Origin of the sequence: Frigoribacterium sp. CFBP 8759 (assembly GCF_014841655.1) — a bacterium.
Lineage (GTDB): Bacteria > Actinomycetota > Actinomycetes > Actinomycetales > Microbacteriaceae > Frigoribacterium.
In genome coordinates, this window is sequence record NZ_JACYUH010000005.1 from 84,741 (window position 1) to 100,409 (window position 15,669).

16 protein-coding genes are annotated in these 15,669 nt (G+C 72.7%); 6 read left to right on the forward strand and 10 right to left on the reverse strand.

Annotated features, from left to right (window positions below; translation table 11 throughout):
* Positions 1 to 3: 3 nt before the first annotated feature.
* Genes hemC through hemL form a run of 4 tightly spaced genes read left to right on the forward strand, consistent with a single transcriptional unit; the run spans position 4 to position 4,110 of the window.
* The gene (gene hemC / locus IFT79_RS15100) at positions 4 to 990 is read left to right on the forward strand and encodes a hydroxymethylbilane synthase (protein WP_056044128.1); all 987 of its coding nucleotides are present in this window, start codon (positions 4 to 6) and stop codon (positions 988 to 990) included.
* A complete protein-coding gene (locus IFT79_RS15105; protein ID WP_043595220.1) occupies positions 987 to 1,778 on the forward strand; it encodes a uroporphyrinogen-III synthase in 792 nt (263 codons plus the stop codon). Before hemC ends, IFT79_RS15105 begins: the two co-directional genes overlap by 4 nt.
* Entirely contained in the window at positions 1,778 to 2,767 is a 990-nt protein-coding gene (hemB, locus tag IFT79_RS15110) for a porphobilinogen synthase (RefSeq protein ID WP_192125099.1), read from the forward strand. The genes IFT79_RS15105 and hemB overlap by 1 nt, the downstream gene beginning before the upstream one ends.
* Positions 2,767 to 4,110, forward strand: coding sequence for a glutamate-1-semialdehyde 2,1-aminomutase (hemL, locus tag IFT79_RS15115; RefSeq protein WP_173153953.1), 1,344 nt, complete (start codon positions 2,767 to 2,769; stop codon positions 4,108 to 4,110). Before hemB ends, hemL begins: the two co-directional genes overlap by 1 nt.
* Positions 4,111 to 4,204: 94 nt before the next feature.
* Here the strand turns inward: hemL and IFT79_RS15120 are convergent, their stop codons facing one another.
* The 6 genes from IFT79_RS15120 to IFT79_RS15145 form a co-directional block, all read right to left on the reverse strand.
* The gene (locus IFT79_RS15120) at positions 4,205 to 5,020 is read right to left on the reverse strand and encodes an ABC transporter ATP-binding protein (RefSeq protein WP_342211861.1); all 816 of its coding nucleotides are present in this window, start codon (positions 5,018 to 5,020) and stop codon (positions 4,205 to 4,207) included.
* The gene (locus tag IFT79_RS15125; protein WP_123571143.1) at positions 5,017 to 5,706 is read right to left on the reverse strand and encodes a GntR family transcriptional regulator; all 690 of its coding nucleotides are present in this window, start codon (positions 5,704 to 5,706) and stop codon (positions 5,017 to 5,019) included. Before IFT79_RS15125 ends, IFT79_RS15120 begins: the two co-directional genes overlap by 4 nt.
* A 149-nt stretch (positions 5,707 to 5,855) precedes the next feature.
* Positions 5,856 to 6,836 carry an MDR family oxidoreductase gene (locus IFT79_RS15130; RefSeq protein ID WP_159824865.1) on the reverse strand — a complete coding sequence of 327 codons (981 nt, stop codon included), beginning with the start codon at positions 6,834 to 6,836 and terminating at the stop codon, positions 5,856 to 5,858.
* A 24-nt stretch (positions 6,837 to 6,860) separates the two neighbouring features.
* Positions 6,861 to 8,258: an SPFH domain-containing protein gene (locus tag IFT79_RS15135; protein WP_056044120.1), complete on the reverse strand. Its 1,398-nt coding sequence runs from the start codon at positions 8,256 to 8,258 to the stop codon at positions 6,861 to 6,863.
* 11 nt (positions 8,259 to 8,269) lie between these two features.
* Positions 8,270 to 8,779: a hypothetical protein gene (locus IFT79_RS15140; RefSeq protein ID WP_159824867.1), complete on the reverse strand. Its 510-nt coding sequence runs from the start codon at positions 8,777 to 8,779 to the stop codon at positions 8,270 to 8,272.
* Positions 8,780 to 8,916: 137 nt separating this feature from the next.
* A complete protein-coding gene (locus IFT79_RS15145) occupies positions 8,917 to 9,942 on the reverse strand; it encodes a 6-phosphofructokinase (protein WP_056044114.1) in 1,026 nt (341 codons plus the stop codon).
* Between the two features lie 142 nt (positions 9,943 to 10,084).
* Here IFT79_RS15145 and IFT79_RS15150 point away from each other — a divergent pair, with 142 nt between their 5' ends.
* Positions 10,085 to 10,819, forward strand: coding sequence for a DUF4190 domain-containing protein (locus IFT79_RS15150; RefSeq protein ID WP_192125101.1), 735 nt, complete (start codon positions 10,085 to 10,087; stop codon positions 10,817 to 10,819).
* An 82-nt stretch (positions 10,820 to 10,901) separates the two neighbouring features.
* Here IFT79_RS15150 and IFT79_RS15155 read toward each other — a convergent pair whose 3' ends face one another.
* Both IFT79_RS15155 and trhO read right to left on the reverse strand, forming a co-directional pair.
* Positions 10,902 to 11,387 carry a pyridoxamine 5'-phosphate oxidase family protein gene (locus IFT79_RS15155; protein WP_056044110.1) on the reverse strand — a complete coding sequence of 162 codons (486 nt, stop codon included), beginning with the start codon at positions 11,385 to 11,387 and terminating at the stop codon, positions 10,902 to 10,904.
* 33 nt (positions 11,388 to 11,420) lie between these two features.
* Positions 11,421 to 12,329: an oxygen-dependent tRNA uridine(34) hydroxylase TrhO gene (trhO, locus tag IFT79_RS15160; protein WP_192125103.1), complete on the reverse strand. Its 909-nt coding sequence runs from the start codon at positions 12,327 to 12,329 to the stop codon at positions 11,421 to 11,423.
* Positions 12,330 to 12,430: 101 nt separating this feature from the next.
* Between trhO and IFT79_RS17090 the strand changes: the two genes are divergently transcribed.
* Entirely contained in the window at positions 12,431 to 13,828 is a 1,398-nt protein-coding gene (locus tag IFT79_RS17090) for a GntR family transcriptional regulator (protein WP_199736308.1), read from the forward strand.
* Here the strand turns inward: IFT79_RS17090 and IFT79_RS15175 are convergent.
* Complete coding sequence (locus tag IFT79_RS15175; protein WP_192125105.1) at positions 13,809 to 14,819, reverse strand: LCP family protein; 1,011 nt, start codon at positions 14,817 to 14,819, stop codon at positions 13,809 to 13,811. The two genes, IFT79_RS17090 and IFT79_RS15175, sit on opposite strands and share 20 nt — an antisense overlap.
* 62 nt (positions 14,820 to 14,881) lie before the next feature.
* A complete protein-coding gene (locus tag IFT79_RS15180) occupies positions 14,882 to 15,619 on the reverse strand; it encodes a sugar transferase (RefSeq protein WP_233568436.1) in 738 nt (245 codons plus the stop codon).
* Positions 15,620 to 15,669 lie beyond the last annotated feature (50 nt).

The window sequence follows — 15,669 nt, forward strand, 5'->3', positions numbered from 1 at the left end:
CCCGTGGCGACCATCCGCATCGGAACTCGGGGCAGCGCGCTGGCCGTCGCCCAGTCGACCACCGTCGCCGACCGCATCGCGGCCGCGACCGGCCACGACGTCGAACTCGTCCGCATCAAGACCGAGGGGGACCGCTCGCAGGGCACCGGCGAGTCGCTGGCGTCGCTCGGGGGCACCGGCGTGTTCGCCAGCGCCCTGCGCGAGGCGCTCCTCGCGGACGAGTGCGACGCCCTCGTGCACTCGCTCAAAGACCTCCCCACCGCCACGCACCCCGGTCTCGTCATCGGGGCGACGCCCGGTCGGGCGGATGCCCGCGACGCCCTCTGCGCGCGCGACGGGCTGACCCTCGAAGGACTGCCCCAGGGTGCCCGCGTCGGCACGGGATCGCCGCGTCGTGCTGCCCAGCTGCTCTCGCGACGTCCCGACCTCGAGGTCGTCGACATCCGCGGCAACGTCGACACGCGGCTCGGTCGCGTCGGCGTCGACCTCGACGCCGTCCTGCTCAGCGCGGCGGGTCTCGGCCGCCTGGGACGCCTCGACGCCGCGACCGAACTGCTGGGGCTCGGCTTCTGGCCCAGTGCGCCCGGCCAGGGCTCGCTCGCCGTCGAGGTCCGCGAAGGCGACCCCGACGAAGCACTCGCCCGCGGACTGGCCGCCATCGAGGACGAAGAAACCCGCCTCGTGGTGACGGCCGAGCGGGCCGTGCTGGCCGGGCTCGAGGCCGGTTGCGCGGCACCCGTCGGTGCCAGTGCCGTCGTCGACGCCGGGTTGCTGCTGCTCAGCGCGACCGTCTACAGCCCCGACGGCGGCCGTCGCCTCAGCTCGTCGCACGCCGTCTCCCTCGACGACGGTCCCCTCGTCGCGCGCCTCGCCGACGTCCACGAGGTCGCCGGCCGTGTCGTCGACGAGCTGCTCGACTCCGGTGCGGCCGAGTTCGCCCCGTTGGGCGGCGGACCGGCCGGCGGTGACCCCCTGGGCAGCGCCACGTGACCGCCGACAAGCCGCTCAAGGGCGTGCGCGTCCTGGTGCCGCGCGGTGGCAAGTGGGGCGACGGGGTCGCGGCCTCGCTCCGGTCGCGCGGTGCCGCCCCGGTGATCGCCCCCCTCATCAACTTCGCCCCGGCCGAGACGCCCGAGCTGCTCGCCGCGGCCCTGGCCCGCCTCGAGTCCGGCGTCTACGAGTGGCTCGTCGTCACGAGTGCCACCACGGTCGACGTCCTGGTCGGCAACGGCATCCGGCCCCCTGCCTCGACCCGGGTCGCCGCGGTCGGCGAGACCACCGCCGCCGCCCTGAGCCTGGCGGGCATCCGCGTCGACTTCGTCCCCGAGGGCGACAACTCGGCCCGCGGACTCGTGAAGGAGTGGCCGGCCGACGAGGTCACCGGTCGCGTGCTCGTCCCGCAGTCCGACCTCGCCGAGCCGACACTCGTCGCCGGACTGTCGGCCCGCGGGTTCGACGCCGAGTTCGTCTCGGCGTACCGCACGGTGGGCGTTCCCGTCTCGGCCGAGGTGCGCGACGGCGTCGCCGACGGCTCGATCGGCGTCCTCCTCGTGACCTCGGGCAGCGTCGCCCGCCAGATCGCCGCCCAGCTGGCGCCCCTGCCCCCGCAGACCCTCGTCGCGTGCATCGGCCCGCGCACCGCCTTCGACGCCCGTGCCGCGGGGCTGCCCGTGCACCTGATCGCCGAGACCCGATCGGCGGCCGCCCTCGTCGAGGCCGTGGTGGACCACGCCCTCGACGGCCCGTCCGCCGGAACGCCCCCCACCGAGAAGGACTGATGTCCGAATTCCCCCGAGTGCGGCCCCGCCGCCTCCGCGCCACCCCCGCCCTGCGTCGTCTGACCGCCGAGACGCGCCTGCACCCCGCCGACCTCGTCCTGCCGATGTTCGTCCGCGAGGGCATCGACGAGCCCACCCCGATCTCGTCCATGCCGGGCGTCGTCCACCACAGCCTGTCGAGCCTGCCCCGGGCCGTCGAGCAGGCAGCGGAGGCCGGTGTGGGCGGCGTCATGCTCTTCGGGGTGCCCCTCGAGAAGGACGCCGTCGGGTCGGGCGCGACCGACCCCGAGGGCATCCTCAACGTGGCCACCCGCGTGGCCGTCGACGCCGCCCAGGGCGCGCTGGTCGTGCAGACCGACCTCTGCCTCGACGAGTTCACCGACCACGGCCACTGCGGCGTCCTCGCCGCCGACGGCTCGGTCGACAACGACGCCACCCTGGTCCGCTACGACGAGATGGCGGTCGTCCAGGCCGAGGCCGGGTCCCAGCTGATCGGCATGAGCGGCATGATGGACGGTCAGATCGGCTCGGTCCGCGACGCCCTCGACGCGGCCGGCTTCGGCGGCACGGCACTGCTCGCCTACGCCGCCAAGTACGCGTCGGCCTTCTACGGCCCCTTCCGCGAGGCCGTCCAGTCGACGCTGGTCGGAGACCGCCGCACGTACCAGATGGACGCCGCCAACGGGCGCGAGGGCCTGCGCGAGGTCGACCTCGACATCGCCGAGGGTGCCGACGTCGTCATGGTCAAGCCGGCGATGAGCTACCTCGACGTCCTCGCCGAGACGGCCGCGACGAGCACCGTCCCGGTGTGGGCGTACCAGATCAGTGGTGAGTACGCGATGATCCACGCGGCCGCCGCGAACGGCTGGATCGACCTCGACGCGGCCTCGTACGAGAGCGTCCTGTCGATCAAGCGGGCGGGTGCGGACGCGATCCTGACGTACTGGGCCACCGAACTGGCCACGCGCCTCCAGAAGGAGCGGTTCTGATGACCGAGCAGAGCAACGACACCTACTTCACCCGGGCCAAGCGGTCCATCCCGGGCGGCGTCAACTCGCCCGTCCGTGCGTACGGCTCCGTCGGCGGGACGCCACGGTTCCTCGTGGGTGCCAAGGGCGCCTACGTCACCGACGCCGAGGGACGCGACTACGTCGACCTCGTCGCCTCGTGGGGTCCGGCGATCCTCGGGCACACCCACCCCGAGGTGCTCGAGGCCGTCCAGCAGGCGGCCGCGCGCGGTCTGTCGTTCGGGGCGTCGACGCCCGCCGAGACCGAACTCGCCGAGCTGGTCCGCGAACGCGTCGCCGTCGGCGACCAGCGACCGATCGGCAAGCTGCGCATGGTGTCCACCGGCACCGAGGCGACCATGACGGCCATCCGCCTCGCCCGCGGCTACACCGGTCGCGACCTGCTCGTGAAGTTCGCCGGGCACTACCACGGGCACTCCGACTCGCTGCTGGCGGAGGCCGGCTCGGGCGTCGCGACCCTGTCGATGCCCGGTTCGGCCGGCATCACGGCCGAGACCGCCGCCCAGACGCTCGTCCTTCCCTACAACGACCTCGACGCCGTGCGTGCGGCCTTCGACGAGCACGGCCCGCGCATCGCCGCCGTCATCGTCGAGGCCGCCGCCGCCAACATGGGCGTGCTCGCGCCGCAGCGGGGCTTCAACCGCAGCCTGTCCGAGATCACGCGACGCCACGGCTCGCTGCTGATCGTCGACGAGGTGCTCACCGGCTTCCGCGTGGGACGCGCGGGCTGGTGGGGTCTCGAGGCCGCTCGGGTCGTCCCGGACGGCGCTGGCTGGGAGCCCGACCTCATCACGTTCGGCAAGGTCATCGGCGGGGGCATGCCGCTCGCCGCCCTGGGCGGTCGCGCCGAGGTGATGGACTTCCTCGCCCCACTGGGGCCGGTCTACCAGGCGGGCACGCTCAGCGGCAACCCGGTGGCCGTCGCCGCCGGCATCGCCACGCTCAGGCTCGCCACGCCCGAGGTCTACGCCCGGCTCGACACCGTCGCCGACCAGTTGTCGGCCGGCGTCTCGGCCGCCCTGTCCGCCGAGGGCGTCGAGCACAGCGTCCAGCGCGCCGGGTCGCTCTTCTCGTTCGCCTTCACGCCGACGGCACCGAACGACTACGACGACGTCCGCGCCCAGCAGTCCTGGCGCTACCCGCCGTTCTTCCACGCCATGCTCGACGCCGGGGTCAACCTGCCCCCGTCGGTGTTCGAGGCGTGGTTCGTCACGGCGGCCCACGACGACGACGTGGTGTCGCGCATCCTCGACGCCGTGCCCGCCGCGGCCAAGGCTGCCGCAGCAGCCGAGGCGCCGCACTAGCCACCCCGCCGGCCCACCGGAGCCCGGCCGGCTCTTCGGCCCCGCTGGGCCCGGCCCGGCTGGGCCCGGCCCGGCGTGCCGGGACGGCCGGAGGTCAGCGGCGGCGGGCGCGGGCCGACCAGCGGCCGCCGGCCCGATCGACCACGAGCGGGTGGTCGAACGCGCCCGACACGAGCTCGGACGTCAGCACGTCGTCGGCCCGTCCGGTGGCGAAGACCCGGCCGTCGCGCAGCAGCAGGGCGTGCGACGTGCTGCTCGGCAGGTCCTCGAGGTGATGGGTCACCGTCACGGAGGACATCGCGCGGTGGGTCGTGCGCAGCTCGTCGACGGTGTCGAGCAGGTGTTCCCGCGCCGCGACGTCGAGTCCGGTCGCCGGTTCGTCGAGCAGCAGCAGGGCCGGCTGCGACACCAGGGCGCGGGCGATCAGCGCCCGACCGCGTTCGCCCTGGGACAGCACGCTCCATCGTGCCGAGAGGCGGGACGAGAGACCGACGCTCGCGACGAGGTCGACGACCCGCGCCTCCTGCTCGTCGGTGGGCACCCAGCGGGGCACCGGGTCGCTGCTGCCCGTGAAGCCGGTCAGCACGACCTCGCGAACGGTGGCGTCGCCGACCATGCGATGGCGCGGATCGACGTGGCCGATGTGGCGACGCAGCTCGCTCAGTTCGACCCGCCCGAGGCGGCGGCCGAGGACGTCGACCGTGCCCGCGGTCGGGTGGCCGAGCGCACCGCACAACGTCAGCAGCGTCGTCTTGCCGGCTCCGTTGGGGCCGATCAGCGCCCAGTGCTGGCCGGAGTCGACGCGCAACGACACGTCGTGCAGCAGATCACGACCGCCCCGGGTCACCCGTGCAGCGACGACGTCGAGCACGGGCGGCACCGGGGCGGCCACGGAGGGGGCGACGGTCACGCGCGGTAGATGCCCGCCTCGCGCACCTGGTCGAACAGGCCCTGCAGGCGTGCGGGCTGCTCGCGCACGACGGCAGCGGCCGCCGCGGCGTCGTCCGCCTTCACGGCGTCGCGGAACGCCACGGTGAAGGCGTGCGCCTGCGGGAAGTCGAAGATGCCGTTGGCCGACGGACGACGCAGGAGCAGCAGGAGGCGCGGGCCGGTGTTCGACCACAGTCGCGTCAGGGACTCGCTGTCGGCCGCGGCCAGAAGGATCTCGTTGGCCCGCACGAGGCCCGCGATGTCTTCTTCCTTCTTCGCCTTGAAGGCCTTGGCCCGGGTGTCGAGGAGGCCGACGACCTCGGCACGCTGAGCCTTGTCGAGCTTGGGCACGGCCCGCTCGACGAAGAGGGACCAGACGGCGTAACCGACGTCGACGGTGTCGACGAACTCGCCGTAGGACGGGTCGACGATGCGCGTGTAGCGGTTGGCCTCGATGTCGACCAGTGCCTGGTCGGCGAGCTTGGCGATCGCCTCGCGGACGGGCGTGCGGGAGACGCCCAGCCAGGCCACGAGCTGGTCGTCGTTCAGGCGCTCACCGAACTCGAGGGTGCCGTCGATGATCGCGGCGAACATCTTGTCGTAGACGACGTCGCGCAACAGGCGGCGAGGGGCGGGCGTCTGGTCGTCGTTCTGGGGGATCGGCATCGGGGGCCTCCGTCGTGTCTGCGGTCAGGTGCCGACGGTCGACGGCGCTCGGCACCGCGGTCGGTCGGTTCGTCGACCCGGCCCTGAACCGGTCGCCGACATGTCGAGCATAAACCCGAGGGCTGAGTACGTATGGGTGATCCGGAGTTCTAGATGTGCGATCCGCCGACGCGCACGACCGTCCGCCCCCGGGTCCGGCCCGCCAGGATCGCCTCGCCGGCGCCCACCACGTCGGCCAGGGCGACCTCGCCGGTCATCGAGTCGAGGAGGTCGAGGTCGAGGTCTCGTGCCAGTCGGTCCCAGGCGCGCTGGCGCAGGTCGAGCGGTGCCTCCACCGAGTTCACGCCGGCCAGGGTCACGCCCCGCAGGATGAACGGCAGCACCGTCGTCGGCAGGTCGGCGCCCTGGGCGAGCCCGCAGGCCGTGACGGTGCCACCCCAGCGGGTCTGGGCCAGGACGGTCGCGAGGGTGTGGCTCCCGACCGAGTCGACGCCGCCGGCCCAGCGGGCCCGCTGCATCGGCTTCCCCGCACCGGACAGTTCGTCGCGGTCGACCAGGGCCGCGGCCCCGAGCGAGCGGAGGTAGTCGCCCTGCTCGGCGAGGCGACCCGAGGAGGCGCTGACCGAGTACCCGAGGCGGCTCAACACCGCGATCGCCACCGACCCGACGCCTCCGGCCGCACCGGTCACCACGACGTCGCCGTCGTCGGGTCCGACGTCGCGTTCGAGCCGGAGGACGCTCAGCATCGCCGTGAAACCCGCCGTGCCGATGGCGGCCGCGCGCCGCCCGTCGATGCCCGGGGGGAGCAGGACGGTGCTGCCCGGGTCGACCACGACGCGTTCGGCGAAGCCGCCCGCCTTCGTCTCGCCGTGGCCCGCACCGTTGACCAGCACCTCGTCGCCCGGCGCGAAACGTGACGACCCCGAGGACGCCACGACGCCGACCAAGTCGATGCCGGGCACGAGAGGATCGACCCGGGCGACCCCGGGGTCACCGCGAAGGGCGAGACCGTCCTTGTAGTTGATGCCGGACCAGGTGACGTCGACGACGACGTCACCTGGCCCGGCGACCGGCTCGTCGAGCTCTCGGAGCTCGGCGGCCCTGCCCTTCTCGACCACGATCGCACGCATGCGACCGAGGTTACGCGGGTGCGGTCAGACGCGATCGACGGGGCCGGACGCTCCCGCCTTGCCCCCGAGGAACCCGCCCAGCGCACTGACGAGGTCGAGCCCCGTCGTGGCCTTCACGACGTCCTGCAGCTGCGTCATGTTGTTGGCGACCGACTTGGTCAGCTCGTTGGCACCGTCGGTCGACACCACCGTCAGGGCGTCGATGTTGCCCATCGGCGCCGCCATCTCGCGGGCGATCTCGGGCAGGCGCGAGATGACCTGCGAGGCGAGTGCCGCCTGGCCGAACTTGCCCTGCGCCTCGGCCAGCGCGTCCACGGCCTCGGCCTCGGCGAGACCCTTGGCCTTGATCGCCGCGGCCTCGGCGCGACCGGCGGCCTCGACGGCCGCGGCCTCGTTCTCGGCCGCGTTGCGGGCGGCGTCGGCGAGCTGGGTGCGGCGGAACGCCTCGGCCTCGACGGCGGCGTTGGCCGCGTCGCGCTCGGCCTCGGCGTTCTGCACGGACGCGTAGGCCGCGGCCTCGGCGGGCTGGCGCACCTCGATGTTGAGTCGCTCCTGGTTGACCTTGGCCTGCTCGGCCACGGCGATGCTCTCTTGTTCGGCGACCAGCTTGTCTTGCATGGCCCGGGCGAGCTCACCGGCGGCGGCGGCCTCGGCCTGGGCGCGGTCGGTCTCGGCCTTGATCTGGGCCTGGCGGACGTCGAGCTGCAGCTGACGCTCGGCCGTCTGCTGCGTGTTGCCGATGCGGGCCAGGGCGGCGATGCGCTCGGCCTCGGCCTCGGCCACGTCGGCGTTCTGCTTGGCGACGGCCGCCTCGGCACGACCGCGGTCGGCGAGGTAGGTGCTGCCCGGCGTCTCGATCTCGCGGATGTTCATGGTCTCGATCTGGAGGCCGAGCTCGGCGAGCTCGCCCTTCGTCTCGTTCACGGCGTCGGCCGCGAGGCGCGAGAAGTTCTTGACCAGGTCGTCGACCGGCTGGCCGCCGATGAGACCGCGGATCGACCCCTCGAGCGACTGCTGCACGATGACCGGGAGCTGCTGCTGCTGCAGCAGGTAGCGCTGGGCGGCGCGGCGCACCCCGTCTTCGGTGCCGGTCACCTTGAAGTTGACCGTGGCCTTCACGGCGGTGCGGATGTAGTTGGCGTCGATCGCCTGCACCTCGACCGGGGTCTGGTATTGCTCGAGCGACAGCTTGAAGCCCTCTTGGAAGATCGGCCAGACGAAGGTGCGGCCACCGATGATGACCTTCTGCGGGCTGGAGATGCCGCCGCCCTCGGACCGTTCGGCGCCACGGCCGACCACGATCAGGGCCTCGTTCGGCGGGACGCGTCGGACGCGGCTGGCGACGAACGACAGCAGGGCGAGCACGATGACGACGGCGACGACGATGGCGACGACGCTGACGTTGGAGGAGATGAAGTCCACGGGGCTTCCTTTCAGTTGGTCTGGGGATCACGTGACGCGGAGGTCTCGCCGGCGTCGAGCGCCTCGACCTGCACGCGCGGGCCGTTCTCGGCCACGACGCGGACGCGGACGCCGCGCTCGATGCGCGCGTCGCTGGTCGCGAGCCGCCGCTCGAGCTCGCGGACGTCGTCGAGTCGGACCTCGCCGCCGGCCGGGCCGGTGGCCTCGGTCGTGACGCCGACGAACCCGACGGGCGACCAGTGCCCCCCGCTCTCGCGGCGCGTCACGCGGCGGACGACGAGCTGGATCAGCACGAGGGCGACGAGGGCCATGCCGACGGCGACGGCGTAGGTCCACCCCGCGGCGAGGTCGGTCTGCGACGTGACGACCCCGGCGAGCCCGAAGATGGCCAGGGCCGCGCCCAGGGCGACGCCCGAGACGAGCCCGTCGCCGACGTCGACGACGTCGAGCAGGTCGCCCACGACGATGCTGACGAGCAGGAGCAGGAGTCCGATCGCCCCCACCACGATGAACGTGATCATGCGTCGAGCCTGTCAGACTCCGGCCGGGCGCACATCGCCTGTGCGACGGACCCCGCGCCACCGCCCACCGGCCACCGCGCACCGGCCACCGCGCACCGGCCACCGCGCACCGGCCACCGCCCACCGGCGGCCGCCCCTCAGCCGAAGAGGATCGCGGCCTCGTCGTAGCGGTGCTGCGGGACGACCTTGAGGCTGTCGAGGGCCTCCTCGAACGAGACGTGGACGATCTCGGTGCCCCGCAGGGCGACCATGCGCCCCCAACGACCCTCGACCACCGCGTCGCTCGCCGCCATGCCGAGCCGCGTGGCGAGCACGCGGTCGTAGGACGTGGGCGTACCGCCGCGTTGGATGTGCCCCAACGTCGTGGCGCGGGTCTCGATGCCCGTGCGCTCCTCGATGACGGGGGCGAGTCGCTCGCCGATCCCGCCGAGGCGCGGGCGGCCGAAGGCGTCCAGGCCGCGCTCGGAGTGCACGTCGCTCTCGTGGTCGGGCACGAAGCCCTCGGCGACGACCACCAGCGGTGCCCGACCCCGGTCGTAGGCCGACTGCACCCACTCGACGATCTGGTCCATGCTGGTCGCCTGCTCGGGGATGAGGATCGCGTGGGCACCGGCGGCCATGCCCGAGTGCAGGGCGATCCAGCCCACGTGCCGGCCCATGACCTCGGCGACCATGCAGCGGCTGTGCGAGTCGCCGGTGGTGCGCAGGCGGTCCATGGCGTCGGTGGCGATCTGGACCGCGGTGTCGAAGCCGAAGGTGTAGTCGGTCGCCCCGAGGTCGTTGTCGACGGTCTTGGGCACGCCGACGATCTTGAGCCCCGCGTCCGTCAGGCGCTTGGCCGCGGCCAGGGTGCCCTCGCCGCCGATCGCGATCATGGCGTCGATGCCGAAGCGCTCCATGTTCTCGGCGATGCGGTCGACACCGCCGTCGCCCTCGAACGGGTTCGTGCGGCTCGTCCCGAGGATCGTGCCGCCCTGTTTCGCGATGCCCTGGATCTCTTTGCGGGTGAGGGGCATCACGTCGCCGTCGACGACGCCTCGCCAGCCGTCGCGGAAGCCGACGAACTCTTGTCCGTGGATCTGCGTGCCCTTGAGCACGGCACCGCGGATGACCGCGTTGAGACCGGGGCAGTCGCCACCGCTGGTGAGGATTCCGATTCGCATCGAGGGGCTCCATCGCATCGAAGGGCCCGATCGACGGGCCGAGGTCGAGACCCATCATGGACCACGAGGAGGCGCGGCACCTGTCCACGGGCCCGGTCACCGCCCTGCCGGTCGCGCAGGCGGCCGTACTACCCTCGCCTGCATGAGCAACGAGCAGCCGGGGCGTCCGCCGTCGCCGTGGGCCCGGTTCGCCCGGCCCGCGCCGACCGAGCCCGACCGGGGCGAGTTCCCGTTCGGTCCGCCTCGCCCGGTGCACCCCGAGGCGGGCGTGGCCGATCGCGGTTGGCCGCTCGACCCCTCCGGCGCACCGTCGATGCCCGCCACGCGACGGCAGCAGCCGTTCTTCCCCCAGCCCGCGGCGTCGCAGCCCCCCTCGTCGCAGCCCGTCGGCCAGCAGGCCGCCGGCCAGCAGCCCGTCGCCCAGCAGGCCGCCGCGCCGACGTGGGACTCCGACGGTCGTCAGGTCTGGGCGCCGCCGCCCGGTCCCGTGCCCGAGACCGGCTCCGCGCCCGACGCCCGACCCGAGAACGCAGGCCTCGGCTCGTACTTCTTCCCCGCCGACGACGACTGGTCGTCCGCGCCGCCCCGCACCGACGACGAGGGCCGCGGTCTCGCGATCGCGTCGATCGTCTTCGGCGTCTTCTTCGCGCCCCTCGGCCTGGTGTTCGGCATCGTGGCGGCGCGACGCGCCCGAGCCGCCGGCCGCCCGGCCACCCTCGCGTTGACCGGCATGGTCGTCGCCTCGATCGTCATCGTCCTGAGCCTCGTGTACGCCATCGCGGCACTCGACTACTACTCGCAACTCGCGACGACCTGTGCCCAGCTCGGGCCCGGCGACTACGTGAACGGCGACGGTCGGACCGTCACCTGCGGGTGACCGGGGCGGGCACGGACCATCACAGGACGCGAACCGCCGGGGGCGCGGGCCGTCGAGGACGACCCGCGCCGCGCCTCCTCGGCTAGAGCGAGACGGTGCCGGTGTCGGCGACGTTCTTCGGGTGTCCGCCGGTCACGGCGGCCTTGGCGTACTTGAACAGGGTGACGGCCTTGGGCTCGTTGCTGACCCAGTACTCGGCCGTGTCGACGTCGACCTCGAGCAGTGCGACGGTCGGGTCCTCGCGGCCCTTGTCGAACCAGGCCTCGGCCCCGGTCGTCCACAGTTCGTCGATCAGCCCGGAGTCCTTGACGATCGAGGCCTTGCCCGCGAGCGACAGGTAGCCCTTGCCGGTCTCGACGGCGACGTTCACCTGCGGGTGCGCCTTGACGTCGTCGACCTTGGGGGAGGGGTCGCGCGTGAAGAAGTACACCTTGCCGTCGAAGTCGCGATCGACGATCGCGAGGGGCCGGCTCACGAGGTGGCCGTGGCTGCTCTGCGTGGTGAGGATGCCGATGCGGCCCGCGTCGAGGACCTCGCCGATCTTCTTGATGTCGTTGGTCTCAGTCATGCCGGGGACCCTACGCCGGAGCCTCGACCGAGGTCACAGCACCGCGGGTCCGCCGCCGGTCAGGGACGAGGAGGCGCGGTGCCGGTCGCAGGTCACGTCGCCTCGTGCACCGCACCCGTCGCAGGCGACCAGTTGCCGTCGGCACTGCACCTCGACGCAGTTCTGCATGCGACTGGTCGCGGTGCCGCAGACCTCGCAGCGACCGATCACGGCCGCGTGGTCGCTGAACTCGACCGACCCGCGACCGTCGAAGACGTAGAGCGAACCGTCCCACAGGCCGTCGTCGCCGAAGCGCTCGCCGTAGCGCACGACACCCCCGTCGAGTTGGTAGACCCGCGAGAACCCACGCGACGTCATGAGGGACGACAGCACCTCGCAGCGCACGCCGCCCGTGCAGTAGGTGACGACGGGCTCGTCCTTGAGGTGGTCGTAGCGCCCGCTGTCGAGTTCGGCCACGAAGTCGCGGGTCGTGGCCACGTCGGGCACCACGGCGCCTCGGAACCGACCGATGCGTGACTCGTACTCGTTGCGCCCGTCGAAGAAGGTGACCTGCTCACGGTCGACGAGTTCGTGGAGTTCGTCGGGGGACAGCCGCTCACCGGTGCCCACCACGCCGGACCCGTCGACCTGCAGTTCGTCGGGCGCGCCGAACGTCACGATCTCGTCGCGCACCTTGACCGACAGGCGGGGGAAGTCGTCGCCGGTGCCCTCGCTCCACTTGACGTCGAGCTCGGCCAGGGCCGGGTGCTGCCGGGTCTTCTTGAGCCAGCGCTTGACGTCGGGCAGGTCGCCTCCGAGCGTGCCGTTGAGGCCCTGGTGGGACACGAGGACGCGCCCGCGCAGGTGCAGGGACTCGGCGAGGTCGCGCTGCCACAGACGCATCGCCTCGGGATCGCCGAGCGGTGTGAAGGCATAGAACAACACGATCTTCGGGGTCGCCACCAGGAGATCCTAGGGGCAGGCCGGTCGGGGAGCGTCGTACGCCTGAGGCATGCATGCCTTATGCTGGTACCCGGAATTCCAGACACCGACGAAAGGCGACGATGCCCGTCCCGACCCCCGCCCGTCCGGTCATCCCTCGGCGCCTGCAGAAGGACGCCGTCTTCGAGTACCTGGTCGCGGCGATCCTCGACGGCACGCTGCGACCGGGCGAGCGTCTGCGAGACGCCGACTGCGAGACGTGGCTCGGTGTCTCGCGGACGCCGATCCGGGTCGCCATCGCGAAGCTCGAGCAGGTGCGACTGGCCGAGATCTCGGCCCGGAGGGCGACGAGCGTCGTGGTCCCTCGCCGCGAGGTCGCCGTCGACCTCCTGGCGGTCGGGTGCGCCCTGCTCGCGGCCGTCGTGGCGTCGGCGGGTCACGACGAACGAACCGGGCTCGATCGACGCCTGTCGGGCCTCGTCGACGACTGCCGCGCCCGTTCCTCCTCGGCGGACGGTTCCGTCGAGGAGGTCGACGCGGTCGGCGACTCCTGGGCGGCGGTGTGGTCGGCCGTCGACGACAACGTGTTCGGCCGCCTCGCCGTCCGACACGCGCGTCGTCTGACGCTGCCCCTGCGCCATCACCTCCGAGAGCTGTCCGCCGACGATCTCGACGTCGTCGCCGACGTGTTCGTCGAGGTTCGTCGGTCACTCGGCGGCGGGCTGGTCGACGCCGCGGCCGAGGCGTGCGAACGGGTCACCTCGAGGCTCGACCTTCCCGACGTCGCCCGGGACGGGGCGTCCGATCCGCGCGGGGCGTCCGCCGTCGTCGAGGGCCGTCGCGTCCTCCCCCGGGGTGACGACGTCGCGAGGGCCGGCGCCCGCGCGACCCTCGTCCGCCCACGCCTCAGCGACGACGTCTACCGGATGATCCTCGTCGCGATCCTGGACGGCACCCTGACGCCCGGCGAGAGGCTCGCCGACGACGAACTCACCACCTGGCTGGGCGTCTCGCGGACTCCCGTCCGTTCCGCTCTCGAGCGGCTCGACGAGAGGGGCCTCGTCGACATGGCTCCGAACCGCTACACGCGGGTCGCTCGCCCCGAGCTCGCCGACGTCGTCGCCGCCCGCGACCTGTACGCCCGGCTCGTGTCGTGGTCGGCCGGTCGACACTCGACGGGCGGCAGTGCCGACCCGGCCGAGATCGCGGCGGTGACGAGCCGACTGCTCCCCCTCGCGACGAGGTCCGAAGGGGCCCCGGCGCCCCTGTCGACCCTGACCTGCCTGGGTGCCACGATCAGGCGACTCGCCTCGGTCGAACGATCACCTGCCCTTACCCGCGAACTCGACATCCTCGAGCCCCGTCTGGCCCATGGGTTGATCTCGTGTGGATTCGGACTGCCACCGAGCTCGTGGCGGACGTTCTCGGATGCCGTGCGGGTGTCGCCCGGTGCGACGGGTGGCGGCTGGGGCCCGGCAGCGGCCGCTCTGATCCGTTCGCTCAGCCCGCAGGGGGGCTGAGCGCCTCGAGGTCGTCGTCGGCGAACGCCCGACGGAGGTCGTCGAGCATCGAGTCGTCGACGACGACGATCGATTGCCCGTCGGGTGACGTGCCGGTGCCCGAGACGGGCATCGTGAAGGACGTCACGTCGGACGGTCGGAGCTGTCTCAACGAGAGGCCGAGGCCGATCATGTCGCTCGTGGTCCACGAGCTGTCCACCCCGATGTGACCGGCAGTGGTCTCGACGAACGCCGAGACGCGCGCCGGATCGGTCAGGGTGCGCGTGCTGACCAGGCGGTCGGTGATGCCGGCCACCAGGGCTCGTTGATTGCGCATGCGCTGGAAGTCGCCGTCGGCGAAGGCGTAGCGCTCGCGCACGTACTCGAGAGCGCTCGGACCGTCGAGGGTGACGGCTCCCTCGGCGAAGACGCGATCTCCTCGACGGAACTCGACGTCGTTCTGCACGGTCACGGCACCCAACGTCGCGACGATCGATTCGACGCCGCCGAAGTCGACGACGGCGGCGTGGTCGATGCGTGCGCCCGTCAACGCCTCGATCGTCCGGGTCTGGAGTGGGACGCCGCCCCAGGCCAGGGCGGCGTTGACCTTGGCCTGGCCGTGGCCCGGCACCTCGACCCAGGTGTCGCGGGGGATCGACACGAGCTCGACGGAGTGACGGTCCGCGGCGATGTGGGCGACCATGATCGTGTCCGCCCGTCGAGGCCCGGAGCCCGCGAGGTCGCGTTCGTCGACGGGCTCGCGGCTGTCCGACCCGAGGAGCAGCAGGTTGACGGAGCCGTCGGTGGCGGGGGCGGGACGGCCCGCGTAGTCGGTCAGGGTGCCGACGTCGTCGAGGGCGTCCTCGGCCGACCGGATCGTGGTGAGACCGAAGATCGCCAGTGCCCCGACCCCCGTGATCACGACGCCGACCAGCACGAGCAGGCTCGTCATGGCGAGACGGTGGCGTCGGAAGAACGAGCGGCGTCGTCTGCGGGCACGGTGGTCGGTCATGGTGGCTCCGCTTCGGGGGTCTGGTCGGCGGTCGGGTCCGGGGAACGCGTGCCGCGTCTCGCTCAGTACGCGCCGGAGGGCCGGACGACGGCGCCGATCGTCTGCACGAGCAGCCGCGCATCGGTCGTCGGCGTCCAGCCGTGGACGTAGCCGAGGTCGAGGTCGAGCCCGGCGTCCCAGTCGAGGTCGGAGCGGCCCCCCACCTGCCACGGGCCGGTCAGCCCCGGCAGCACCGAAAGGCGCTGGCGGGCGCGGCTGCAGTACTGGGCGACCTCTCGCGGCAGGGCCGGGCGCGGCCCGACCAGGCTCATCTCGCCCCGAAGCACGTTCACCAGCTGCGGCAGCTCGTCGAGCGAGTGCCTGCGGAGCACGCGGCCAACCCGGGTCACACGCGGATCGACGCGGAGCTTGAAGAGCGGCCCGTCGGCGTCGTTCGCCTCGGGCATGATCGCGACGGCCCGATCGGAGTCGGCCATCGATCGGAACTTCAGCATCTCGAAGGTCCGGCCGTCGAGCCCACAGCGTTCTTGGCGGTAGAGGACCGGGCCGCGGCTGTCGAGTCGCACCGCCAGGGCGACGAGGGCGAGCGCAGGAGCGAGGGTGGTCAGAGCGGCGACGGCCCCGACGACGTCGATCGCCCGCTTGGCCCGACGGGCGGTGGCCCGCCGGACCGGGGGAGCGGCCGGGGCGACGTCGGGACCATGGGCATCGCCCTGGTGGTGGCGGTTCGGTCGGCCGGGCGCGGAGGAGGTGACGCGGGCACCTGCGGGTGCGGACAGGGGTCTCGTGGTGATCGTCATCGGGTCTGCTCGGTGTCTCTCGTCTCGTGCACGGGCGGCGGATGGCCGAC